Origin of the sequence: Nocardioides sp. GCM10028917 (assembly GCF_042666175.1) — a bacterium.
Classification (GTDB): domain Bacteria; phylum Actinomycetota; class Actinomycetes; order Propionibacteriales; family Nocardioidaceae; genus Nocardioides.
The window spans coordinates 156,137-178,044 of sequence record NZ_JBHTFL010000013.1; the positions used below are offsets into that span (position 1 = coordinate 156,137).

Annotated in this window: 22 protein-coding genes and 1 tRNA gene; 10 read left to right on the forward strand and 13 right to left on the reverse strand. The window is 72.5% G+C overall.

Features of this window, described 5'->3' with window-relative positions:
• Window positions 1-81 precede the first annotated feature (81 nt).
• Both mshA and ACFQW6_RS20855 read left to right on the forward strand, forming a co-directional pair.
• Window positions 82-1,338, forward strand: a complete 1,257-nt coding sequence (mshA, locus tag ACFQW6_RS20850) for a D-inositol-3-phosphate glycosyltransferase (RefSeq protein WP_378550141.1) — start codon at window positions 82-84, stop codon at window positions 1,336-1,338.
• Complete coding sequence (locus ACFQW6_RS20855; RefSeq protein ID WP_378550144.1) at window positions 1,335-1,880, forward strand: YbjN domain-containing protein; 546 nt, start codon at window positions 1,335-1,337, stop codon at window positions 1,878-1,880. The genes mshA and ACFQW6_RS20855 overlap by 4 nt, the downstream gene beginning before the upstream one ends.
• A 99-nt stretch (window positions 1,881-1,979) precedes the next feature.
• Here the strand turns inward: ACFQW6_RS20855 and ACFQW6_RS20860 are convergent, their stop codons facing one another.
• The 3 genes from ACFQW6_RS20860 to ACFQW6_RS20870 form a co-directional block, all read right to left on the reverse strand.
• Entirely contained in the window at window positions 1,980-2,912 is a 933-nt protein-coding gene (locus ACFQW6_RS20860) for a DMT family transporter (RefSeq protein ID WP_378550147.1), read from the reverse strand.
• 78 nt (window positions 2,913-2,990) lie between these two features.
• A complete protein-coding gene (locus ACFQW6_RS20865; RefSeq protein WP_378550150.1) occupies window positions 2,991-3,668 on the reverse strand; it encodes a response regulator in 678 nt (225 codons plus the stop codon).
• 67 nt (window positions 3,669-3,735) lie between these two features.
• The gene (locus tag ACFQW6_RS20870) at window positions 3,736-4,968 is read right to left on the reverse strand and encodes a sensor histidine kinase (RefSeq protein ID WP_378550153.1); all 1,233 of its coding nucleotides are present in this window, start codon (window positions 4,966-4,968) and stop codon (window positions 3,736-3,738) included.
• Window positions 4,969-5,088: 120 nt separating this feature from the next.
• Between ACFQW6_RS20870 and phoU the strand changes: the two genes are divergently transcribed.
• The gene (phoU, locus tag ACFQW6_RS20875; RefSeq protein ID WP_378550155.1) at window positions 5,089-5,739 is read left to right on the forward strand and encodes a phosphate signaling complex protein PhoU; all 651 of its coding nucleotides are present in this window, start codon (window positions 5,089-5,091) and stop codon (window positions 5,737-5,739) included.
• Window positions 5,740-5,773: 34 nt separating this feature from the next.
• Here phoU and ACFQW6_RS20880 read toward each other — a convergent pair whose 3' ends face one another.
• Genes ACFQW6_RS20880 through ACFQW6_RS20890 form a run of 3 tightly spaced genes read right to left on the reverse strand, consistent with a single transcriptional unit; the run spans window position 5,774 to window position 7,719 of the window.
• Window positions 5,774-6,517, reverse strand: coding sequence for a phosphoglyceromutase (locus tag ACFQW6_RS20880; protein ID WP_378550158.1), 744 nt, complete (start codon window positions 6,515-6,517; stop codon window positions 5,774-5,776).
• A complete protein-coding gene (locus ACFQW6_RS20885) occupies window positions 6,514-6,987 on the reverse strand; it encodes a hypothetical protein (RefSeq protein ID WP_378550161.1) in 474 nt (157 codons plus the stop codon). Before ACFQW6_RS20885 ends, ACFQW6_RS20880 begins: the two co-directional genes overlap by 4 nt.
• A 21-nt stretch (window positions 6,988-7,008) precedes the next feature.
• Window positions 7,009-7,719 carry a UbiA family prenyltransferase gene (locus tag ACFQW6_RS20890; protein ID WP_378550164.1) on the reverse strand — a complete coding sequence of 237 codons (711 nt, stop codon included), beginning with the start codon at window positions 7,717-7,719 and terminating at the stop codon, window positions 7,009-7,011.
• A 157-nt stretch (window positions 7,720-7,876) separates the two neighbouring features.
• On the opposite strand from ACFQW6_RS20890, the gene ACFQW6_RS20895 reads away from it, so the two are divergent.
• Together ACFQW6_RS20895 and ACFQW6_RS20900 are read left to right on the forward strand one after the other, a co-directional pair.
• A complete protein-coding gene (locus ACFQW6_RS20895) occupies window positions 7,877-8,362 on the forward strand; it encodes a CarD family transcriptional regulator (RefSeq protein WP_056602200.1) in 486 nt (161 codons plus the stop codon).
• A gap of 2 nt (window positions 8,363-8,364) precedes the next feature.
• Window positions 8,365-8,958: a 2-C-methyl-D-erythritol 4-phosphate cytidylyltransferase gene (locus tag ACFQW6_RS20900; RefSeq protein WP_378550168.1), complete on the forward strand. Its 594-nt coding sequence runs from the start codon at window positions 8,365-8,367 to the stop codon at window positions 8,956-8,958.
• Here the strand turns inward: ACFQW6_RS20900 and ACFQW6_RS20905 are convergent.
• Window positions 8,939-9,622: a 2-C-methyl-D-erythritol 4-phosphate cytidylyltransferase gene (locus ACFQW6_RS20905; protein WP_378550171.1), complete on the reverse strand. Its 684-nt coding sequence runs from the start codon at window positions 9,620-9,622 to the stop codon at window positions 8,939-8,941. The two genes, ACFQW6_RS20900 and ACFQW6_RS20905, sit on opposite strands and share 20 nt — an antisense overlap.
• 9 nt (window positions 9,623-9,631) lie before the next feature.
• The gene (gene ispF / locus ACFQW6_RS20910) at window positions 9,632-10,117 is read right to left on the reverse strand and encodes a 2-C-methyl-D-erythritol 2,4-cyclodiphosphate synthase (protein WP_378550174.1); all 486 of its coding nucleotides are present in this window, start codon (window positions 10,115-10,117) and stop codon (window positions 9,632-9,634) included.
• 37 nt (window positions 10,118-10,154) lie between these two features.
• On the opposite strand from ispF, the gene ACFQW6_RS20915 reads away from it, so the two are divergent.
• Window positions 10,155-11,672 carry a molybdopterin-dependent oxidoreductase gene (locus tag ACFQW6_RS20915; protein WP_378550177.1) on the forward strand — a complete coding sequence of 506 codons (1,518 nt, stop codon included), beginning with the start codon at window positions 10,155-10,157 and terminating at the stop codon, window positions 11,670-11,672.
• Window positions 11,673-11,719: 47 nt separating this feature from the next.
• Here the strand turns inward: ACFQW6_RS20915 and ACFQW6_RS20920 are convergent, their stop codons facing one another.
• Complete coding sequence (locus ACFQW6_RS20920) at window positions 11,720-12,922, reverse strand: peptidase C39 family protein (RefSeq protein WP_378550180.1); 1,203 nt, start codon at window positions 12,920-12,922, stop codon at window positions 11,720-11,722.
• Between the two features lie 110 nt (window positions 12,923-13,032).
• On the opposite strand from ACFQW6_RS20920, the gene cysS reads away from it, so the two are divergent.
• The 3 genes from cysS to ACFQW6_RS20935 are packed head-to-tail and all read left to right on the forward strand — an operon-like array spanning window position 13,033 to window position 16,929.
• Window positions 13,033-14,448, forward strand: a complete 1,416-nt coding sequence (gene cysS, locus ACFQW6_RS20925) for a cysteine--tRNA ligase (RefSeq protein ID WP_378550183.1) — start codon at window positions 13,033-13,035, stop codon at window positions 14,446-14,448.
• Window position 14,449: 1 nt separating this feature from the next.
• Complete coding sequence (gene rlmB, locus ACFQW6_RS20930) at window positions 14,450-15,406, forward strand: 23S rRNA (guanosine(2251)-2'-O)-methyltransferase RlmB (protein WP_378550186.1); 957 nt, start codon at window positions 14,450-14,452, stop codon at window positions 15,404-15,406.
• Between the two features lie 2 nt (window positions 15,407-15,408).
• Window positions 15,409-16,929, forward strand: coding sequence for a metallophosphoesterase (locus ACFQW6_RS20935; protein ID WP_378550189.1), 1,521 nt, complete (start codon window positions 15,409-15,411; stop codon window positions 16,927-16,929).
• Here ACFQW6_RS20935 and ACFQW6_RS20940 read toward each other — a convergent pair.
• Together ACFQW6_RS20940 and ACFQW6_RS20945 are read right to left on the reverse strand one after the other, a co-directional pair.
• Window positions 16,913-18,121 carry a DUF4032 domain-containing protein gene (locus ACFQW6_RS20940; protein ID WP_378550192.1) on the reverse strand — a complete coding sequence of 403 codons (1,209 nt, stop codon included), beginning with the start codon at window positions 18,119-18,121 and terminating at the stop codon, window positions 16,913-16,915. The two genes, ACFQW6_RS20935 and ACFQW6_RS20940, sit on opposite strands and share 17 nt — an antisense overlap.
• A gap of 62 nt (window positions 18,122-18,183) precedes the next feature.
• Complete coding sequence (locus ACFQW6_RS20945) at window positions 18,184-20,025, reverse strand: glycoside hydrolase family 13 protein (RefSeq protein ID WP_378550195.1); 1,842 nt, start codon at window positions 20,023-20,025, stop codon at window positions 18,184-18,186.
• A 49-nt stretch (window positions 20,026-20,074) separates the two neighbouring features.
• Between ACFQW6_RS20945 and ACFQW6_RS20950 the strand changes: the two genes are divergently transcribed.
• Window positions 20,075-20,150: transfer RNA gene (locus tag ACFQW6_RS20950), tRNA-Thr, on the forward strand.
• Between the two features lie 101 nt (window positions 20,151-20,251).
• Here ACFQW6_RS20950 and pdxY read toward each other — a convergent pair.
• Both pdxY and ACFQW6_RS20960 read right to left on the reverse strand, forming a co-directional pair.
• Entirely contained in the window at window positions 20,252-21,115 is an 864-nt protein-coding gene (gene pdxY / locus ACFQW6_RS20955; protein WP_378550198.1) for a pyridoxal kinase PdxY, read from the reverse strand.
• Between the two features lie 10 nt (window positions 21,116-21,125).
• The gene (locus tag ACFQW6_RS20960; protein WP_378550201.1) at window positions 21,126-21,899 is read right to left on the reverse strand and encodes a dioxygenase; all 774 of its coding nucleotides are present in this window, start codon (window positions 21,897-21,899) and stop codon (window positions 21,126-21,128) included.
• Between the last annotated feature and the right edge of the window lie 9 nt (window positions 21,900-21,908).

Here is a 21,908-nt window from a genome sequence, read left to right on the forward strand (position 1 = left end):
GCGGGAATCCCAGCGGACCTCCCGGGGTTGTGCCTGAGGTGCCCTGACCGGGGCACGCAGTCGAGGTCTCGAGGAGGCAACGTGGGCGAGCGGGTCGCGATGATCAGCCTGCACACCTCACCGCTGGACCAGCCCGGGACGGGTGACGCCGGCGGGATGAACGTCTACGTGATCGAGCTCTCGCGACGCCTGGCCGCCCAGGGCATCGCGGTCGACGTCTTCACGCGGGCCACGTCCTCCTCCCTCCCGCAGGTCGTCGAGGCCGCCGACGGCGTGCTCGTCCGACACGTCGCCGCCGGCCCCTTCGAGGGACTCACCAAGGGCGAGCTGCCCGGTCAGCTGTGCACCTTCGCGCGCGAGGTGCTCCGCACCGAGGCGATGCAGCCCCTGGGGCACTACGACGCGGTCCACTCCCACTACTGGCTCTCGGGCCAGGTCGGCGCGCTCGCCCGTGACAGGTGGAACGTCCCCCTCGTGCACTCGATGCACACGATGGCCAAGGTCAAGAACGAGGCACTGGCCGACGGCGACACCCCGGAGCCCGTGTCCCGGGTCATCGGGGAGGAGCAGGTCGTGGAGGCCGCCGACCTCCTCGTCGCCAACACCGACACCGAGGCCCGCCAGCTCATCGACCTGTACGACGCCAGCCCCGACGCCGTCGAGGTGATCCACCCCGGCGTCGACCTCTCCGTCTTCGCCCCGCGCGGCCGCGCGGCGGCCCGCCGACAGCTCGGCCTGCCCGAGGACGCCGCGGTGCTCCTGTTCGCCGGCCGGATCCAGCCCCTCAAGGCGCCCGACGTGCTGCTCCGCTCGGTCGCGGTGCTGCTCGAGCAGGACCCGTCCCTGCGGCACCGGCTCGTCGTACCCGTGGTGGGTGGACCGTCCGGCTCCGGGCTCGAGCACCCCACCGCCCTGGCCGACCTGGCCACAGGCCTCGGCATCAACGACGTGGTGCGGTTCGTCCCGCCGGTCAGCCAGGCCGAGCTGGCCGTGTGGACGTCGGCCGCCACCGCGGTCGCGGTCCCGTCGTACAACGAGTCGTTCGGCCTCGTCGCCGTCGAGGCGCAGGCGACCGGCACCCCGGTGGTGGCCGCCGCGGTCGGCGGGCTCACCACGGTCGTGCGCGACGGGGTGAGCGGCATCCTCGTCGACACCCACGAGCCCCGCGACTGGGCCGCCAGCCTCCGCCGCCTGATCGACGACCCGCAGCTGGTCGAGCGGCTCGGCCGTGGCGCGGTCGCCCACGCGCAGGACTTCTCGTGGGAGCTCACCGCCGCCCGCACGCTGGACGCGTACGAGCGTGCCAGCGGGCGCATGCGTACGGAGATGGCGTCATGAGCGCCCCCTCCTCGTCTGCCACCACGACGGCCGTCGAGGTCGTCCGCGACTACCTCGTCGCCAACGGGATCGAGCACGACGAGAGCGCCCGCGAGGGCGTCGAGGGAGCGCGCTTCTCGCTCACGCTGCCGGGGGAGAAGAAGCTCCAGACGCCCGTGCGCCTCGACGTCGGCGCCCACGCGCTGGGCGTGCACGCCTTCGTGTGCCGCAACCCCGACGAGAACCACGCGCGGGTGCACCGCTGGCTGCTCGAGCGCAACCTCAGGATGTACGCCGTCTCGTTCGCCGTCGACCGCCACGGCGACATCTACCTCGAGGCGCGGCTGCCGCTGGCCTCGGTCGACGCCGACGAGCTCGACCGCATCCTCGGCTCCGTGCTTGCCAACGCCGACGAGTCGTTCAACGCGATCCTCGAGCTGGGGTTCGCCACGTCGATCCGCAAGGAGTGGGAGTGGCGGATCTCCCGCGGCGAGTCGACCCGCAACCTCGAGGCCTTCCGCGGTTGGCTCGAGGCGGGCTCGGACCCGGACCCGACGCCCTGATCTACCGAGGTCGCTCCGCCGAACGGACCCAACGGCCGCGCACGCCGCGCGGGTACGCCCGGCACTGCGACCGCCAGGACCGTTGGGTCCGCGCGACGGTCAGCTAGACGGACCGTCGGCTCGCGCCCGCGGCTTGCGGCGCGTCATCAGCACGCCGACGATGGCCAGCGCGCCACCGACGAAGCTCAGGGTCGGCGGGACCTCGTTGATGGTCAGCCACGCCACGAGCGTCGCGATGCCGGGCACGAGGAACGTCGTCAGCGACAGGGCTCCCGCGTCGGTGTGGGTGAGAGCGTAGGCCCACGTCGTGAAGGCGACGGCGGTGGGGAACACGCCCAGGTAGACGATCCACCACAGCTCGGCGCCACCGCCGGCGACGATGCCCGGGAGGTCGCCGGAGAACGGCAGGCAGATCAGCGCGCCCATCAGGAACGAGACGAACACGACCTGCACGGACGGCAGCCGGCGTAGCAGGACCTTCTGGGTCAGCACCCCGACGGCGTACATCACCGCGGCGACGAGCACGAGGCCCACGCCGAGGAGGCTGGCGTCCGCGTCGGTCGAGGACCCGCGGGCGATGACCGCGACGCCGGCGAAGCCGACGAGCATCCCGCCGACCAGCCACGCGTGCATCCGCTCGCCGAACAGCGGGATCGCGAGCAGGGCGACGATGACCGGGCCGATCTGGATGATCATCGCGGCGGTGCCGGCGTCGACGTCGCGCTCGCCGGCGTTGAGGGCCAGGTTGTAGATGCCGAACCAGCCGACGCCGCCGGCCGCCAGCAGGGTCCACTCGCGGCGGGTGGGGCGCACCCAGCCGCGCCGCAGCACCAGGGGCAGCACCACCAGCGCGGCGACGAGCAGGCGACCCGACCCGAGCGCGCCGGGGCTCACGTCGTGCGCCACGTGCCGGATCACGACGAACGCCGACGCCCACATGACCAGCGTGACGGCGCCGGCGGCGACCGGCAGCCAGGGGGCGGGGGAGGTCGTGCTCGGCTCGCTCGCGGCGGTCGGGGTCGTGGTCGTCACAAGTCAAGGCTAGGTACGGTCATGACCGACCGCCAGCGCTTTTCGGACGCCGTACGCCGACATCCCGCCGCTCCCGGCTCAGAGGTCGAGCTTGTACCCCAGCCCACGGACGGTCACGAGGTACTTGGGCTCGCCCGGGTCGGGCTCGAGCTTGGAGCGGAGCCGCTTGACGTGCACGTCGAGCGTCTTGGTGTCGCCGACGTAGTCGGAGCCCCACACGCGGTCGATCAGCTGGCCCCGGGTGAGCACGCGACCGGGGTTGCGCAGGAACATCTCGAGCAGCTCGAACTCCTTGAGCGGCAGCCGCTGCTCGGTCCCGTCGACCGTGACGACGTGGCGCTCGACGTCCATCCGGACCGGTCCCGCCTCGAGGGTGTCGGGCATCAGGTCGGGCTCGTGGCCACGACGCAGCACGGCGCGGATGCGGGCGACCAGCTCGCGCGGCGAGTACGGCTTGGTGACGTAGTCGTCGGCGCCGAGCTCCAGGCCCACGACCTTGTCGACCTCGTCGTCCTTCGCGCTGACCATGATCACCGGGACGGACGACGTCTGGCGGATCTGGCGGCAGACCTCCGTGCCGGGGATCCCGGGGAGCATCAGGTCGAGCAGGACGATGTCGGGCCCGAAGCGGTCGAACTCCGTGAGGGCGGTGTTGCCGTCGGCAGCGATCGCCACCTCGTAGCCCTCCTTGCGGAGCATGTAGGCGAGGGCGTCGCTGTAGCTCTCTTCGTCCTCGACGACGAGTACGCGGGTCATGCGGGGTCCCCTCGGTGTTGTTCGGCGGAGGAGCGAAGCGGGGGAGGCGAGGAACATCGTGGGGTGCTCATCTCTTGGTCTCCTGCTGTGCTCTGCGTGGTCCGGGATCGGTGCCGGTCGTGGGCCGCACGGGGGCGACGACCTCGACCGGGGTGGTGCCGCTGCCGGTGCCCTGGCCGGGCTCCGAGCTGCGGGGGAGCGTGAGGGTGAAGGTCGAGCCCTGTCCCTGCACGGACCACACGGCGATGTCGCCGCCGTGGGTGGCCGCGACGTGCTTGACGATCGAGAGGCCGAGGCCGGTGCCGCCCGTCGAGCGGTGGCGGGCGGGGTCGACGCGGTAGAAGCGCTCGAAGATGCGGTCGATGTCGCCGGCCGGGATGCCGATGCCCTGGTCGACCACCGAGATCTGGACCTTCGCGCCCTCGGACCGGGTGGTGACGACCACGCGCGAGCCCTCGTTGGAGTAGGCGACCGCGTTGGCGACCAGGTTGCTGATCGCGGCGCCGATCTGCTCCTGCGACCCGAAGACCTCCAGACCCGGCTCGCCGTGGGACTCCACGGTGATCTGCTTGGCGGCCGCCTCCATGGCGCTGGTGTCGACGGCGGTCGAGACCGCGGCGTCGAGGTCGACCATGACGGGCCGCTCGAGCGGGTCGTGGCCCTGCAGCCGGGACAGCTCGATGATCTGCTGCACGAGCTTGGAGAGCCGGTCGCTCTCGGTGAGCATCCGCCCGGCGAAGCGCTGCACGGCCTCCGGGTCGTCGGACGCGTCGGTGACGGCCTCGGCGAGCAGGCGGATCGCGCCGACCGGGGTCTTGAGCTCGTGGCTGACGTTGGCCACGAAGTCGCGGCGCACGGCCTCCACGCGGCGCTCGCGGGTGCGGTCCTCGACGAGCGCCAGCACCAGTCGGGCCCCGAGCGGCGCGACCCGTGCGGTCAGCGTGCGGGTGAACCCGGCGTCAGGCGCGGGCATGTCGATGTCGCTCTCGCGGATCTGCCCGTCGCGTCGCACCTGCGCGATGAGGTCGAGCAGCTCGGGCAGCAGGACCGTGTTGCCGCGCACGAGCCCGAACGCGTACGCCGGTGCGGAGGCCTTGAGGACGTGGTCGGTCTCGTCGACCACGACCGCGCTGGACCGGAGGATGCTCAGGACGGCCGCGACGCCCGCCTGGACGACGGGCGGCTCCACCTCGGGCGCCGTGTGTCGCTGCCGGTCGCTGATGTGCCAGGCGAGGAGGGCGCCGCCCGCGACGATCGCCCCGACGAGCGCCGCCAAGGCAGCCTGCGTCGTCGGATCCACGCTCACATCGTACGCACCGGGAGCGTGGGTCCTGACCGGATGGACGGGCGGCACGGAGTGTTCATCCCTCGTTCATCGAGCACGCACGTCTGTTCGCTTGGGCTGCCTACAGTGCCCGACATGCGTGAGGCTTTCCATGACCAGCTCGACGGCATCTTCGCCGACCTGTCCGACATCTGCGGACAGGTCGAGATCGCCGTGCGCGAGGCCACCAAGGCGCTGCTCAGCGGCGACGTGCACACCGCGGACCAGGTGATCAGCAACGACCGGGCGATCGACGCGGCCCGCGAACGGGTCGACGACACGGCGTTCGCGCTGCTCTCGCTGCAGCAGCCGGTGGCCGGCGACCTGCGGATGATCGTCTCCGCGCTGCGCATGGTCAGCGAGCTCGAGCGGATGGGCGACCTCTCCGTCCACGTCGCGAAGATCGCCCGCCTGCGCGTGCCGTCGGTGGCGGTGCCCGACGAGCTGCGTCCGACCATGGAGCAGATGGCCCGCACGGCCGAGGACATGGTGCGCCGGGTGCGGGACATCATCGTCGACCGCGACGTCGAGGCGGCCATCGAGCTCGGCCGCGACGACGAGGTGATGGACCAGCTGCGGCGCCGCAGCTTCACCGAGCTGCTCTCCACCGACTGGCAGCACGGCGTCGAGGCCGCGGTCGACATCGCCCTGCTCGGCCGCTACTACGAGCGCATCGCCGACCACGCCGTCTCGGTCGCCAACCGCGTCGTCTTCGTCGTCACCGGCGACCTGCCCCCGCGCGACTGACGTACGCCGCCGCCGGGGGTTCGAGGGTCCCGGCTCAGCGACCCTGGTTGGCCACGGCCGCGGCTGCGGCAGCCGCCGCCTCGGGGTCGAGGTACTCGCCACCGGCGACGGTGGGCCTCATCGAGTCGTCGAGGCGGTAGACCAGCGGCATGCCGGTGGGGATGTTGAGGCCGGCGATGTCCTCGTCGCTGATCTCGTCGAGGTGCTTGACCAGGGCGCGGAGGCTGTTGCCGTGGGCGGCCACGAGGACGGTCCGGCCGGAACGCAGGTCCGGAACGATCTCCGCCTCCCAGTAGGGCAGGAAGCGGGCGATGACGTCCTTGAGGCACTCGGTGCGGGGCAGCTCGTCGCCGAGGTCGGCGTAGCGCGGGTCGGCGGCCTGGGAGAACTCCGAGGAGTCGTCGAGCGGCGGCGGCGGGGTGTCGAACGAGCGGCGCCAGAGCATGAACTGCTCCTCGCCGTACTCGTCGAGCGTCTGCTTCTTGTCCTTGCCCTGGAGCGCACCGTAGTGGCGCTCGTTGAGCCGCCACGAGCGCTTCACCGGGATCCAGTGGCGGTCCGCCGCATCGAGCGACAGGTGGGCGGTGGTGATCGCGCGGCGCTGGAGCGAGGTGTGCACGATGTCCGGCAGCAGTCCGGCCTCGACCAGCAGCTCGCCGCCGCGGACCGCCTCGGCACGGCCCTTCTCGGTGAGGTCGACGTCGACCCAGCCGGTGAAGAGGTTCTTGGCGTTCCACTCGCTCTCGCCGTGGCGGAGCAGGACGAGCGTGTGCGTCATGAGGCGTCCATGCCTTCCCAGTAGCCGAAGTCGTCGGCGACGACGGGGACGTTGAGCGAGATGCGCTCGCCGTTGCCGAAGTCGAAGGAGAGCGGCACGAAGTCGCCCGCGGTGAAGTCGCCGGTCAGGACGATGTCGGCGGGCGGCTCGGCCAGGTTGACCAGGCCAGCGGCCGGGACGGTGACGCCCTCGAACTCGGCGGCCTCGATGGTCGCGCCCTCGCCACCGGAGATGCCGGTGAGGCTCTGCTCCTCGGCGCCGTCGTTGTTGGACAGCGAGGCGACGAAGGTGCCGGATCCCTCGGCGCCCGAGACCACCACGGCGGAGAGCACGTCGACCACGCCCTCGCGGTTGTTGGCGCCGCCGGCGGGGGTGTACGTGCGCTCGGTGGCGTAGTCGAACCCGCACGAGGTCAGCGGAGCGGCGAGCGCGATGACCGCGGCGGCGGTCGCGAGGGATCGGAGTCGCATGGCGGACAGCCTAGCGTCGGCTCAGGTCAGTCCGGCGGTCCGCCCTGCGATCAGGATCGCGGCGACGGTGAGGGCCGTCCAGGCGCCCGCCAGCAGCAGGAGGCGAGGGGTGCCCGTGCGCAGCGCCACCAGCATCGGGAACGACTTCTCGCCCTCCTCGTGGTCGTGCACCAGGCCCGGCAGTGCGAGGAGCACGTGGACGCCGAGTCCCAGGGCTGCCGCCAGGGCGACCATCACCGGCGTGGGTGGTGTCGGGGAGCCGACCCCGCCCCAGCCGCCGTACGCCAGGAACGCGGGGTAGAGCGCGAAGCTCGCCATCCACGGCACGAACGACAGCGCCCGTGCATGCAGCAGCCGGTCGCCGACCGCGGAGACCAGCAGCAGCGCGAGGTACGTCGCCCCCGCGCGCCGCCCGTTGGCCACGGCGAGGGGGACGACGAGCAGGAACGCGCAGGTGAGCGCGAACCACACGGTCCCCGGGTCGAGCCGGCCCGAGGCGAGCGGCTTGTCGGGGCGGCGTCGGGCGTCGCGCTCCCGGTCGGTGAGGTCGTCGGCCCAGCCCAGCAGCGACTGGCCGACCAGCACCGTGGCGGCGACGAGGCCGACCTCGCGCAGCGGCCGTCCGGCGACGGCGGCGGCGGTGCCCACCGCGGCCGCGGTGACGAGCGCCTGGCGCGGGTGGGCCGCCCGGACGAGGAGCAGCGACGGAGTCGTGGCGAGGGCCTGGGGCACGGGCCGCAGTATGGCCCAGCGGCGGGCCGACGGGGGGCCCGCATCACAGCAACGGGTGACTTGTCAAGCCCGCATAGGGCCTCTGACCTGCACAAACGCGGCTGGAGGTCCCTCGAACCCGTGTTAGAATGTTCACCTAGGAAGGGGAACTGAACATATGACTTTCACCGTTGGCGAAACGGTCGTCTATCCCAATCACGGGGCCGCTGTCATCGAGGACATCGAGATGCGGACGATCAAGGGAGAGGACCGGCAGTACCTCGTCCTCCGGATCGTCGCCCAGCAGGACCTGGTCGTGCGCGTCCCGGCCTGCAACCTCGATCTGGTCGGCGTCCGCGACGTCGTCGACAAGGAAGGCCTCGACCGCGTGTTCGACGTGCTGCGTGCAGCGCACGTCGAGGAGCCGACCAACTGGTCGCGCCGCTACAAGGCCAACCTGGAGAAGCTGCACTCCGGTGACGTGATGAAGGTGTCGGAGGTCGTGCGCGACCTGTGGCGCCGCGAGCGTGACCGGGGCCTCTCCGCGGGCGAGAAGCGGATGCTCGCCAAGGCCCGACAGATCCTGGTCTCCGAGCTCGCGCTCGCCGAGAAGACCAACGAGGACAAGGCCGAGGCCATGCTCGACGAGGTGCTCGCCTCCTGAGCGTGGACGACGCCGACCGAGGCCCCTGGGACGACGTTCCCCGGGGCCTCGGTCTCGTTCTGGACGAGGACCGCGGCGCCCTGCCCTACGCGCTGATCCACGGCGAGGCGCTGGTGGCGTGCGCGGCGTGGGCGCTGGGCGAGTCCGGGGTGGACCTCCTCGACGCGTCCGTGTCGTGGGAGGGGCTCGTCGAGTCCGGGGAGGACCTCGTCCTCCACGACGCCCTGTGCCCGATGACGCCGCCGGCCTTCCTCGCCGCCTGCCTCGAGCACGCTCGCGCGACCGGGCGTCCCGTCGTGGGCATCCGCCCGGTGACCGACACCGTGAAGCTGGTCGCCGACGGCGCCGCCGGGCAGGTCGTGGGCGCGACGCTCGACCGTGACGCCCTGGTGGCCGTCGCCTCACCCCTCGCCGTCCCGGCCGCCGTCCTGGCATCCCTGGAGCGGTGGCCGTCGTCAGACCTCGCCCGGGCGGTCGCCGACCTGACGGTCGCCGGTCACGCGGTCGAGACCCTCGAGGCACCCCCGGAGGGTCGGCGCGTGTCCTCGCCCGACGACGTACGCCTCCTCGACGCGCTCACGGCCCCGTCGGGCTGAGCTCGGCGGCCAGCGCGACGTCCTCGGGGAAGGTGACCTTGAGGTTGAGCGGGCTGCCGGGGACGGCCGCGACGGCGACGTCGCGGTAGGCGGCGACGCACGCCGAGGTGTCGGTGCCCTCGAAGCCGTCGGCAGACGCCGCCCGGTAGGCCGCCAGCACTTCGTGGGCGCGGAAGGCCTGCGGTGTCTGCACGCCGCCGACCCGCTCGCTGACGAGCCGGTGGTCCTCGCTCAGCAACTGGGTCACCGGGACCACCGGGATGGCTCCGCCCACCTCGCGGGCGGCGGCGACGACCGCCTCCCACAGGGGACGGCCCGCCAGTGGCCGGGCGCCGTCGTGGACCACCACGACGTCGATCTCGCCCGACTCGACGTCGGGGGCGAGCAACCGGAGCGCGGCCCACTCCGAGGCATGCCGCGTGGCGCCGCCGTCGACGACCAGCACCTCCCGGTCGTCGAGATGGGGGGCGACGGCGGACTCCACCGCCGAGCGGTCCTCCGGTCGTACGACAAGCACGAGGCGGCGTACGTCGGGAAGCGCGAGCGCGTCGCGCACCGACCACACCAGCACCGGGACGCCCCGCAGTGGCAGCAGGACCTTGTTGACCTCGGCGCCGACCCGGCTGCCCGATCCGGCGGCGAGGATGACGACAGCAGTGGACACCGCGACGCCTCAGCGGGTGAGCAGCGCGGTGGCGATCGCCGCGACGCCCTCGCCGCGGCCGGTGAGCCCGAGACCGTCGGTCGTGGTGGCGGACAGGCTGACGCTGGCGCCGAGGGCGGCGGTCAGCGCGGCGACGGCCTCGTCGCGGCGCGGGCCGAGCCGCGGGACGTTGCCGACGACCTGCACGGCGACGTTGCCGATCTCCCACCCCTCGGCCCGCACCCGGCGGGCGGTCTCCTCCAGCAGGGCCGCGCCCGACGCCCCGGCCCACTCGGGGGCGGAGGTGCCGAAGTTGCTGCCCAGGTCACCGAGCCCGGCGGCGGAGAAGAGCGCGTCGCACGCCGCGTGGGCGGCGACGTCGGCGTCGGAGTGACCCTCGAGCCCGGCCGGCTCGTCCGGCCACGCCAGGCCGGCGAGGTGCATGGGAACGCCGGCGACGAGCCGGTGCACGTCGGTGCCGATGCCGATGCGGGGAGTGGGGGAGGGGGAGGTCACGTCGGCATCATGCCGGACCGCCCGTCACAATGGACGCGTGACCGCTCGCCGTGCTCCCTGGGTGCTCGCCGGAGTGCTGGCCGGTGTTGCCGGCCTGGCGACGAGCTACGCGACCGCGATGGTCCTCACCATCCGGGAGGCGCCGGTGGTGGCGGTGGCGGAGATGGTCATCCGGCTCACCCCCGGGCCGGTCGCCGAGCGGGCCATCTCGGTGCTCGGCCATTTCGACAAGCCGTTCCTCGTCGGCGTCGTCCTCCTCCTGCTCCTGGGGCTCTTCGCGCTGGCCGGCGTGCTGGCGCGAGGCGGCTGGTACCGCCCGTTGTTCGTCTGGTTCCCGCTCGCGGGCGTGGGCCTGGTCGCCGTCCTGAGCCAGCGAGGCGCCGGGGCGGTCGACGCCCTGCCGGTCGCCGTCGGCCTGCTCACCTGGGTGACGCTGCACTCCGCGCTCACCGACGCCCTCGTCCGGGGGCAGCGTCAGCCCGACCTGGAGTCGCGCGAGCGACGGGTCTTCCTCATGGTCGCCGGTGCCGTGTCGGTCGCCGCGGTCGGCATCGCCGTCGCCGGGCGGCTGGTCGGAGCGGGCCGCCGGCACGTCGAGGTCAGCCGTCGGCTGCTCCGCATCCCCGGCGTCACCCGGCGCCAGGCGCCCGCGAGCACCTCCGTCGGCCTGTCCGGCATCGCGCCCTGGCAGACGCCCAACGAGGACTTCTACCTGATCGACACGACCATCGCGAAGCCGACCATCGAGCCCGAGGAGTGGTCGCTGCGCATCCACGGCATGGTCGACCGCGAGCTGACCCTCAGCTACTCCGACCTCGTCGCCCGCCGGATGACGCAGTCGTGGATCACGCTCAACTGCGTGAGCAACGAGGTCGGCGGCGGCCTGGTGGGCAACGCCCGCTGGAGCGGCATCCGCATCGCCGACCTGCTCGCCGACCTCGGCGTCTCCGACGACGCCGACTGCGTGCTCCAGACCTCGCACGACGGCTGGACCTGCGCGACGCCGCTCGAGGCCCTCACCGACGAGCGCGACGCCATGCTCGCGGTGGCGATGAACGGTCACCCGCTGCCCATCGAGCACGGCTTCCCGGTGCGCACGATCGTGCCGGGTCTCTACGGTTACGTCTCGGCCACCAAGTGGGTCGTCGACCTCGAGGTGAGCACGTTCGCCGAGTCGACCGGCTACTGGACGACGAAGGGCTGGTCCGCCGAGGGGCCGGTCAAGATCGCTTCGCGAATCGACGTCCCGCGCTCCGGTGACGACGTCGCGGCCGGCCCCGTGTCGTTCGGCGGCGTCGCCTGGCACCAGCACACCGGCATCGACTTCGTCGAGGTGCAGGTCGACGGCGGCGAGTGGACGCGTGCCGAGCTCGGCGGGGTGCCGTCGGTGGACACCTGGGTGCAGTGGGCGGTGACGATCGACGTGCCGGAAGGCGACCACGAGGTCCGGGTCCGGGCGACCGGCAAGGACGGCGAGACCCAGACCAGCGCCGTACGGTCCCCGGACCCGGACGGTGCCACGGGCTGGCACGCGGTCGAGTTCAGCGCCGGCTGACGACCCGTGGGGGCCGGCCGGACCAGGGCGGGCCCGGGTCCCCTCTCTCAGCTGTTGCGGACGACGTACGCCGTCCCGCCGGAGGCGGCGATCCAGAGCCGCTCGAACTGGGCGCGGTCGTAGACGCGGCGCACGGCGGCGTTGGTCGCGCCGGCGGGGTCGTTGACGACGACGTCACCGTCGGCCTCGAAGCCGACGACGACGAGCAGGTGGCCGTTGCTGGCCGAGATGGGTGCGCCGGTGAGCTGGTTGCGGCCGAAGGCGACCGAGACGATGAGCGGCACTCCCGCGACGATGTGGTCCTCGGCCTCGCGCAGGTCGCGCATCCGGGTGACGTAGGAGTCGCCGCCCGCGAGCGTGGCGGCGTAGGCGGTGTTGAAGGCCCAGTTGCCGGTGCCGCGGTAGCCGTTGTCGTAGACCATCTTGGCGGTGTGGTCGACGACGGCGTCGGCGTGACCGGCCGTGATGCCGGTGGGTGTCGGGGCGATGCCGTGGTAGGCGAGCACCATCGCCAGCGACGTGGGGGAGCACCACGCCTCGCCGCCGCCACCCCACGCGGGGTAGTGGCCGCCGTGGACCATCTGGGAGTACGTCGGCACGGGCAGGACGGTGCCCGCCGCGGGCCCGGGCTGCGAGGTCGCACGCGGCGCCGAGGCGTCGGCGGAGGCGACAGCACCGACCCGCTCCAGGCTGACGGCCTTGCTCGACCCCTTCGGACGCATGAGGCTGACGCGCACCTGGTACGCCGTCACGGCGGTGGTCGCGAACCAGGTGTCGGCGCTGACGCGGCCGAGGTCGTCGGTCTGGCCCGAGTAGGTCCGCCGGGGCACCGGGCGGTCGGTGCGCGCCCAGTCGGCGACCGTGTCCCAGGTGCCGGTGCGGCCGGTGGCGTCCTGCGCCCGCAGCTCGACGCGCACCAGGGTGCGGCCGGGGGTGGTGGCCTCCCACGACGGGATGATCGCGGTGGCGGCGAAGCCCGGCGTGGCCCACGGCGACGTCCAGGTGCCGGCCTCGTAGGACTTGCCCGCCACGGTGCGGGGCTCGGCCTTCACGAGGGAGACCTGGCCACGGCCCATCTTCAGGCCCGTGCGCTGGCCGGCCTTGAGGTCGGCGTAGCTGCTCCACGACGTGAGGTCGACCTGGGGCGTCGCGCGCTGCCGGGCCGCGGGCTCCTCGGCGGCGCCCGCCGCGGGTGCGAGGGAGGTGGCCAGCAGCAGGGGAAGGGCGAGGACCGCGAGACGTCGGAGCACCGGTCGACGATAACCCGGAAAGTCCCACACGTCTCAAGAGTCACATCCTCCCGTCGACAGGGCTGCTCGCCGAAGCCCGAGGATCGGACCGCTCGCCCTAGACTTGCCCGGTGACCCTGAGGCTCCACGACACCGCGACGCGCGAGACCCGCGACTTCGTCCCGCTCACCCCGGGCCGGGCCGGCATCTACGTGTGCGGGCTGACCGTGCAGTCCGAGCCGCACGTCGGCCACGTGCGCTCCGCCGTCAACTTCGACGTGCTCCGGCGCTGGCTGGCCGTCACCGGCCACCAGGTCGACTTCATCCGCAACGTCACCGACATCGACGACAAGATCCTCGCCAAGTCGGCCGAGCAGGGCGTGCACTGGTACGCCCTCGCCTCGGCGATGAAGCGCGAGCTCGACGCCGCGCTCGCCGCGATCAACGTGCTGCCGCCGACCTACGAGCCCGGCGCCACCGGACACGTCCCGGAGATCGTCGAGCTCATCGAGCAGCTCATCGCCCGAGGTCACGCCTACGCCGCCGAGGACGGCAGCGGCGACGTCTACTTCGACGTGCGCAGCTGGGCGTCGTACGGCGAGCTGACCCGCCAGCGCGTGGAGGACATGGAGCCCGCCGGCGACGCCGACCCCCGGGGCAAGCGCGACCCGCGCGACTTCGCCCTCTGGAAGGGGTGGAAGAAGGAGTCGGAGCCGCAGACCGCCTCCTGGCCCTCCCCGTGGGGTCCCGGTCGCCCCGGCTGGCACATCGAGTGCTCGGCCATGGCCGGCAAGTACCTCGGCCCGGCCTTCGACATCCACGGCGGCGGCGTCGACCTGCGCTTCCCCCACCACGAGAACGAGCAGGCCCAGTCGCGTGCCGCCGGCCGCCCGTTCGCGTCGTACTGGCTGCACAACGCCTGGATCACCACCGCCGGCGAGAAGATGAGCAAGTCGCTGGGCAACTCGATGCTCATCCCGTCGGTGCTCGAGCGCGTGCGCGGGATCGAGCTGCGCTACTACATCGTCGCTGCCCACTACCGCTCGCACGTCGAGTTCAGCTTCGAGGCGCTCGAGGAGTCGGCCAAGGCGTTCCGGCGCCTCGAGGACTTCCTCGACCGCGCCGCGCCCGTCGTCGGCTCGTGGTTCGCCTCGATGCCCGACGCCTTCCGTGAGGCGATGGACGACGACCTCGGCACGCCCGCCGCGGTGGCGGTCATCCACGACTCGGTCCGCGAGGGCAACCGGTTGCTGGCCGACGGGCCGTCCGACGAGCTCAGCCAGAAGTTCGGCGAGGTGGTCGCGATGCTCGACGTGCTGGGGCTCAACCCCGCCGACGCCGCGTGGGCGACCGGCCGCTCCGACGACCGGTTGACCGAGGTCGTCGACGCGCTGGTGAAGGGACTGCTCGAGGAGAGGACGGCGGCGCGCGAGGCCAAGGACTGGGCCCGCGCCGATGCCATCCGTGACCGGATCAAGGCGGCCGGCTTGGAGATCGAAGACACCACGACCGGCCCACGGTGGACCGTCGTTTTGGGGAGCGTGTGACATGGCCGGGAACTCACAGCGCAAGGGCGCGATCAAGAAGACGGGCAAGGGCAACCCGACCGCCGGCTCGGGCGGACGCGTGCGCCGGGGGCTCGAGGGCAGGGGTCCGACGCCCAAGGCGAAGGACCGGCCCTACCACCAGGCGCACAAGGCGGCCAAGCGTTCGGAGCGCGACAAGACCACGCGGCCCAAGCGGCGGACGACCGCCGAGGCCGAGTGGGCCGCCGGTCGCAACTCGGTCGTCGAGCTGCTGCAGGCCGGCGTGCCGGTGACGGGGATCTACGTCGCCGAGGGCACCGAGCGCGACGGCCGGATGCGCGAGGCGTTCAAGCTCGCCGCCGAGCAAGGGCTGACGCTGCTCGAGGTCACCCGCAACGAGATGGACCGGATGACCGGCGGGGCCGTCCACCAGGGCCTGGCCGCACGGCTGCCGGCCTACGAGTACGCCCACGCCGACGACCTGCTCGAGCGGGCGGCCGAGGCCAAGGAGCCGGCGCTGGTCGTCGCCCTCGACTCGGTCACCGACCCGCGCAACCTCGGTGCCGTCGTCCGCTCCGCGGCCGGGTTCGGGGCTCACGGCGTGCTGATCCCGGAGCGCCGGGCCGCCGGCATGACGGCGTCCGCGTGGAAGACCAGCGCGGGTGCCGCCGCCCGGCTCCCGATCGCCCAGACGGTCAACCTGACCCGACAGCTCAAGGCCTACCAGGACGCTGGCTGCATGGTCGTCGGCCTGGCTGCCGACGGTGACATCTCGCTGCCCGAGCTGGTCGCGCCCGGCGGCCTCGCGGAGGGCCCGCTGGTGGTCGTCGTCGGGTCCGAGGGCAAGGGCCTCGGCCGGCTCGTCGCGGAGACCTGCGACCAGATCGTCTCGATCCCGATGGCCGGTCAGCTCGAGTCGCTCAACGCCGGCGTGGCCGCCTCGGTAGCCCTCTACGCGATCTCGCAGGCCCGCTCGTAACGATGGGTTCAACCCCGCGGCGGCTGCTCGTCGGAGCCGTGCTGCTGGTGGGCAGCGTGGCTCTCGGGCTCGCCGTGGCGGTGTCGCTGTTCCTCAACAGCAGCCGGACCGTCGTGCTGGTCGGCCACGACACCGTCGTACGCCCCACGCTGGCGCGCGACGCCGTGGTCGAGACCGGGCCGCTGCTGCCCGACCTGCGCTTCCGTGACGTCGGCCCCCTCGGCGTCAGGCTGACGCTCGGCAAGACCGAGGTCGGGTCGATCGAGGAGCTGGTGCAGCGCTACGCGCTGATCGCGGGTGACCCGTCCGCGCCCATCGACAAGGTCCAGGACGTCGTCCTCGACATGGCCCTGTCGGCGGCCCTGCGCGGGTTGGCGGTGGGGTTGCTGCCGGTCGCGGTCTTCCTGGTGCTGGGACGTCACCGGCGCGGCGAGCTGTTCCGGGGTCTCGGGACGCGCCAAGGCCTGCTCGCGCTGGTCCTGCTGCTGACGCTCCCGCTGCTGGTGTGGCAGCCGTGGGAGCGCGACGAGGAGACGCAGGACGACCAGGGCAGCTGGCAGACGCTCGCGGAGCTGGCAGGCCCCGACGTGGAGCTGCCCGCCGAGGTGCGCGACATCGAGGTGCGCACGGGGCCGGTCACGACCCAGAGCAAGCGGCTGGTGCTGAGCGCGGTGGACACCTACGACAAGAGCAAGGAGTTCTACTCCACGGCAGCGGAGGCGGCCGCCGACCTGACGGAGCAGGGTCTCCGCACGCCCGAGGAGGACGAGACCGTCGCCCTGCTGGTCAGCGACCGGCACGACAACATCGGGATGGACAGGGTGGCCCGTGCCATCGGCGAGGCCGCCGGGGCGAGCGTCGTGCTGGACGCCGGTGACGACACCTCGACCGGCCAGCCGTGGGAGGCCTTCAGCCTCGACTCCCTCCAGGCCGCCTTCGACGACTGGGAGCGCTTCGGGGTCGCCGGCAACCACGACCACGGCACGTTCGTCAGCACCTACCTCGCCGACCTCGGGTGGACCATGCTCGACGGCGAGGTGGTCGAGACGTCGTGGGGCGGCACCCTGCTCGGCGTCGACGACCCGCGCAGCAGCGGGCTCGGCAGCTGGCGCGACGAGTCCGGTCTCAGCTTCGCCGAGGTGGGGGACCGGCTGGCGGACGGCGCCTGCGCCGCCGCGGAGGACGGCGAGCGGGTCAGCACCATGCTGGTCCACGACGCCAACCTCGGCGGCGAGGCGCTCGACCGGGGATGCGTGGACCTCGTGGTCGGTGGGCACACCCACGTCCAGAACGGTCCGGACGCCGTCGACGGCGAGGACGGAGCGACCGGCCACACGTGGACCAACGGCACGACCGGCGGGGCGGCGTACGCCTTCGCACTGGGCAGCAAGCCGCGCCGCGACGCCGAGGTCAGCCTCATCACGTACGCCGACGGGCGACCGGTCGGCCTGCAGTGGGTCCGGCTGCGCACCAACGGCTCGTGGCAGGTCGGCGAGTGGGAGCCCGTCACTCCTGCCCCGTGATCACCTCGTCGGGCTTGGCCGTGAGGAACCGGTCGATGTAGTCGCGCGCGGTCGCGTGGATGTTGACCTCGTAGCCGGCCTGCTCCGAGAGGTACCAGCGGTGCTCCAGGATCTCGTGGAAGACCTCGGCGGGCTCGAGCTTGCCGGTGGCGTCGGGCGGGATCATCGCCATGATGGGCTCGAAGATCTCGCGCATCCAGCGGCTCGCAACGACGTGGCGGTCCTCGCGGCCGAGGTCGTAGTGGGCGGTGAACGACGCGAGGTCGTTGAGGATGCGCCGGGCCTGGTTGTCCTCGACGGTCATGCCCGTGAGGTCGCGCAGCTCACGGGTGTGGTGGCCGAGGTCGACGACCTTGGGCTGGATGCGGATCGTGTCGCCGCCCAGGTCGGTGACGATGTCGAGCTCGTCGACGTCGAAGCCGAGGTCGTTGAGCCGCTCGACCCGGCGCTCGATGCGCCACATCTCGTCGGCGCCGAACTCCTCGAGGTCGGTCAGCTCGCGCCACAGCGCCTCGTAGCGCGAGCGCAGGTGCTCGATGATCGCGAAGCCGTCGATCGGGCGCTGGACCGCGCCGCTGGCGCTGAGGTCCATGAGCTCGGCGAAGATGTTCTCGCAGCCCACGGTGATGTCGTACTCCCGCAGTCGGTCGCCCACGGACTCGTGCAGCTCGCCGGTCTCGGCGTCCACGAGGTAGGCGGCCAGCGCCCCGGCGTCGCGGCGGAACAGCACGTTGGACAGCGAGACGTCGCCCCAGTAGAAGCCGGCGAGGTGGAGCCGGACCAGCAGCACGACGATCGCGTCGATCAGCGTCGGCACGTGCTCGGCGTCCATCCCCCGGCTGAAGAGGCTGCGGTAGGGCAGGGAGAACCGGAGGTGGTGGGTGATCAGCGCGGCGGGCAGGTCCTCGCCGTCGCCGTCCTCGCGGCCGGTGACGACGCCCTGCGGGACGACCGACGGCATCCCCATCCGCTGGAGGTCGCGCAGCATCCGGTACTCACGGAAGGCGATGTCGTCGTTGGTCTCCTTGACGGCGTAGACGCTGCCGCCCAGTCGCACGATGCGCACCACGTGGCGGGAGAGACCGCGCGGCAGCGGGACCACGACGTCGTCCGGCCACTCCTCCAGCGGAAGGTGCCAGGGCAGGCGCAGGATGGCCGGGTCCGGCCGGCTGGCGACGATCCGCATGGCCATGGTCGCGACACTAGCCGCGCACGAGGTGCGAGGGCGAGGTGTGCGGTGGCCGGGCGGGCCGGCTACGCGGTGATCTCCCAGACGTCGAGTCGAGGCCCCGTCGACGCCGGAGCCTCCACGCCGTCGGCCCCGGGAACGAGGTCGGCGCGGCCCGGCTCGGACCCGAAGAGGTGCCGGCCGGCTCCGACGGGGAGCCTGAACGCGCTGCCCGCAGCGCGGCGGGCGACGACGAGCACGGTCTGGTCGGGGTGCTCGCGCAGGTAGGCGATGGTGTCGGCGTCGACGTGGGCCCAGCGCAGCCCGCCACGCCGCAGGGCCGGATGCTCTCGCCGCAGCCGCGCCAGGTCGGCGTACGTCGTGAGCGTCTGCTCGTCCCACTCCTCGCGGCGGTGCCACGGCATGGGACGGCGGGCGTCCTCGCCGTTGACGCCCTCGAGCCCGATCTCGTCCCCGGCGAAGATCATCGGGACGCCGGGCATCGTGAACTGCAGGCCGGCGGCGACGCGGTGGACGGTGGCGTCCCCCCCGACGAGGGTGCGGATGCGGGCGGAGTCGTGGGAGCCGAGGATGTTCCAGCTCGACGCCGTGGCGCGCCAGCCGAGCGCACCCTGCCAGGCCCGGAACGTCTCGACGACCGCACCGCCCCCGCGACGCGGCACCGGCACCGGTCGGCCGAACGGACGTGCCGGCGACGCGGGATCGCGCAACCACGACCACACCGGCCACGAGAAGCCCGAGTAGTTCATCGTGCCGTGCCAGCCGTCACCGTCGACGTCGCCGCTCGCGTCGTGGTTGTGCTCGCCGATGACCCACGGGTCGTCGTGCAGTGCAGCCGCGGTGGACCGCACGGTGCGGGCGACGTCGTGGGCCACGTCGATGGCACCGAGCCGGCCGGTCATGTTGGCGACGTCGATGCGCCACCCGTCGACGGCGTAGGGCGGCTGCAGCCAGCGACCCACCACGGAGTCGGGACCGTCGACCATCGCGTGGCGGACGTCGAGGTTGGCGTGGTTGATCTTCGGCAGCGTGCCGTGGCCCATCCAGTCGGCGTAGGTGCCGTCGTCGGCGAAGTAGTAGAAGGAGCGGTGCGGGTCGCGAGGGTCGTCGGCGGCCGACAGGAACCACTCGTGGGTGTCGCCCGTGTGGTTGGTGGTGAGGTCGCCCAGGATCCGCCAGCCCCGCTCGTGCACGGCGGCGCTGAGCCGGGCGTACGCCTCGCTGCCGCCGAGCAGCTCGTCGACCTCGGTGAAGGTGGTCGCGTTGTAGCGGTGGTTGCTCTCGCCGGGGAAGACCGGCGTCGTGTAGAGCACGTCGGCCCCGACCGCGGCGACGTGGTCGAGGTGCTCGGTGATGCCGTCGAGGTCGCCGCCGTAGAGCTGCATCGGCGTGCGCGGGTCGCTGCCCTCGAAGACGACCTCGTCGTCCCACTCCGCCGGCAGCGCCCAGTCCGGGACCTCCCGCTCGTCGGCGGCAGCCGAGCGCGCGAACCGGTCGGGGAACACCTGGTAGACGACACCGTCACGACCCCAGTCGGGCGCCGGCGGGTGGGCGGCCAGCCGGAAGTCGACGGCGTCGGGCAGGTCGTGGCCCACCAGCCCGGCGCCGGTCAGCCACTCCTGCTCGCCCTCGCCGTCGGAGCCGGCGCGCACGAGGAGGAAGCGGTAGTGCGTGACCGGGTTGTGCACCGGCAGCTCGCCCTGCCACCACACCACGTCGCCGGTGGCGGTCGGCTCCATCGGGTGGAAGACCGGCTCGGCGTCGTACGTCGTGCGCAGCCAGACCGCATCGACCGGGTCGGCTGCGCTCGTGCGGACGCGGACGGCGACGGTGGCGCCGAGCTCGGGTGCCTCGTCGGAGACGTAGAGCGGGGACCCGTCGTGGTGGGGGTCGTGGAGGAGGCTCACGGGCCACATCCTTCCTCACCTAGGATGGCCGCCGCGCCCTCGGGCGCACGCCGGTGTAGCTCAGTTGGTAGAGCGCTTCTCTTGTAAAGAAGATGTCGCGGGTTCGACTCCTGTCACCGGCTCCATCGCCCTCGCTGTTTCACCAGGGGATGTCGACCGATGCGCGCTTCCCCATGTTGGTTGACCGAGGGAAGAGACGTGCTCCGCGACATCCCATGGTGAAGCGTCAGCGGACCTGCTGCACCGCGAACTCGTTGGCCGGCGAGGCGATGGCGTCCTGGGCGGCGATCAGGCGCAGCTCGCGCTCGCCGGAGTCGAGGGTCTCCTTGAGGACGGCGAAGACCGAGGACGCGGTCCGGGCGAGGGCGTCGGCGGGGGAGCCGGTCGTCCGCAGGTGGGCGGTGAACAGCGCTGCGGTGATGTCGCCGGAGCCGTTGGCCTTCATCGGCAGGCGCGGGGTGGTGACGAGCCAGGCGCCGTCGGCGGTGACCGCGAGCATCTCGATGACGTCGTCGTCCGCTCCCTCGCGGTCGACCGAGGTGACCAGCACGGTCGACGGGCCGAGACCCCGCACCTCCTCGACGGCGGACAGGATGTCGTCGAGCGACGACGGGCCGCTCAGGCCGTCACGGTCGGTGATGAAGCCGAGCTCGAACTGGTTGGGCGTCAGCACGTCGGCGACGGGGATCACCGTCGAGCGGTACTTCGGCGGGATCGCCGGGTTCACGAAGCAGCCCGACGTGGCGTTGCCCATGACCGGGTCGCAGGTGTACGTCGCGTCCGGGTTCGCCGCCTTCACCTGCGCGACCGCGTCGGCGATGACGTCGGCGATCTCCGGCGAGCCCTGGTAGCCCGAGAGGACCGCGTCGCACGTCTCGAACGCGCCCCGCTCGCCGATCCCGGTGATCACCGCAGCCACGTCCTCGGCTGCGATCAGCGGCCCGCGCCACGCGCCGTAGCCCGTGTGGTTCGAGAAGTTCACCGTCAGGACGGGCCACACCTCGTGGCCCAGGCGCTGAAGCGGGAAGACGGCTGCGGAGTTGCCGACGTGGCCGTAGGCGACGTGGGACTGGATCGAGAGGACGCGCACGATCCCGACCTTAGGCCACTTGGATGGACCGCTTCGACAGACCCATCCAGTAGCCGTCAATGACCTGGATGCCAGGGTCGTCGGCGGCCGTGGCGGCGCCGAGGGTCACGAACAGCGGCGTGTAGTGCTCGACGGTCGGGTGGGCGTACGGCATGCCGGGCGCCTTCGACCGGTAGGCGGACAGCGTGTCCACGTCACCGCGCGCGAGGGCGTCGGCGGCCCAGAGGTCGAAGTCCACCGACCAGCCGGGAGCGGCCGCCTCGATGCGGAACTCCTCGAGGAAGGGCAGGCCGTGGGTCAGGAAGCCCGAGCCGATGATGAGCACGCCCTCCTCGCGCAGCGGGCGCAGCCGCTCGCCGAGCCTCATCAGGCGGTGCGGGTCGTCGGTGGGGAGCGACATCTGGAGCACGGGGATGTCGGCCTCGGGGTACATGATCTTCAGCGGCACCCACGCGCCGTGGTCGAGCCCGCGCGAGACGTGCTGGTGCACGGGCTCGCCGCTCGGCATCATCGCCACGACCCGCTGGGCCAGCGCCGTGGCGTCTGGGGTCTCGTAGGTCATCTGGTAGTACTTCGGCGCGAACCCGCCGAAGTCGTAGACCAGGGGCGCGCCGCTGGCCGTCAGGCTCACCGGCGCCGACTCCCAGTGCGCCGAGACGATGAGGATCGCCTTGGGGCGCGGCAGGTCCTGCGCCCACGCCGCGAGCTGTCCGGACCAGATCGGGTCGTCGAGCAGCGGCGGCGCACCGTGGCCGATGTACAGGGCGGGCATGGGAGTGGTCATGGCATCCTT

What these genes read in the sequence shown, in the direction of transcription:
- ACFQW6_RS20880 (WP_378550158.1), bottom strand. Translation starts at nt 6,517, where the DNA reads ATGACGCACACGCTCGTCCTGCTCCGCCACGGCGAGAGCGAGTGGAAC.
- ACFQW6_RS20855 (WP_378550144.1), top strand. Translation starts at nt 1,335, where the DNA reads ATGAGCGCCCCCTCCTCGTCTGCCACCACGACGGCCGTCGAGGTCGTC.
- ACFQW6_RS20865 (WP_378550150.1), bottom strand. Translation starts at nt 3,668, where the DNA reads ATGACCCGCGTACTCGTCGTCGAGGACGAAGAGAGCTACAGCGACGCC.
- ACFQW6_RS20960 (WP_378550201.1), bottom strand. Translation starts at nt 21,899, where the DNA reads ATGACCACTCCCATGCCCGCCCTGTACATCGGCCACGGTGCGCCGCCG.
- phoU (WP_378550155.1), top strand. Translation starts at nt 5,089, where the DNA reads ATGCGTGAGGCTTTCCATGACCAGCTCGACGGCATCTTCGCCGACCTG.
- ACFQW6_RS20935 (WP_378550189.1), top strand. Translation starts at nt 15,409, where the DNA reads ATGGGTTCAACCCCGCGGCGGCTGCTCGTCGGAGCCGTGCTGCTGGTG.
- rlmB (WP_378550186.1), top strand. Translation starts at nt 14,450, where the DNA reads ATGGCCGGGAACTCACAGCGCAAGGGCGCGATCAAGAAGACGGGCAAG.
- ACFQW6_RS20895 (WP_056602200.1), top strand. Translation starts at nt 7,877, where the DNA reads ATGACTTTCACCGTTGGCGAAACGGTCGTCTATCCCAATCACGGGGCC.
- ACFQW6_RS20940 (WP_378550192.1), bottom strand. Translation starts at nt 18,121, where the DNA reads ATGGCCATGCGGATCGTCGCCAGCCGGCCGGACCCGGCCATCCTGCGC.
- ACFQW6_RS20885 (WP_378550161.1), bottom strand. Translation starts at nt 6,987, where the DNA reads ATGCGACTCCGATCCCTCGCGACCGCCGCCGCGGTCATCGCGCTCGCC.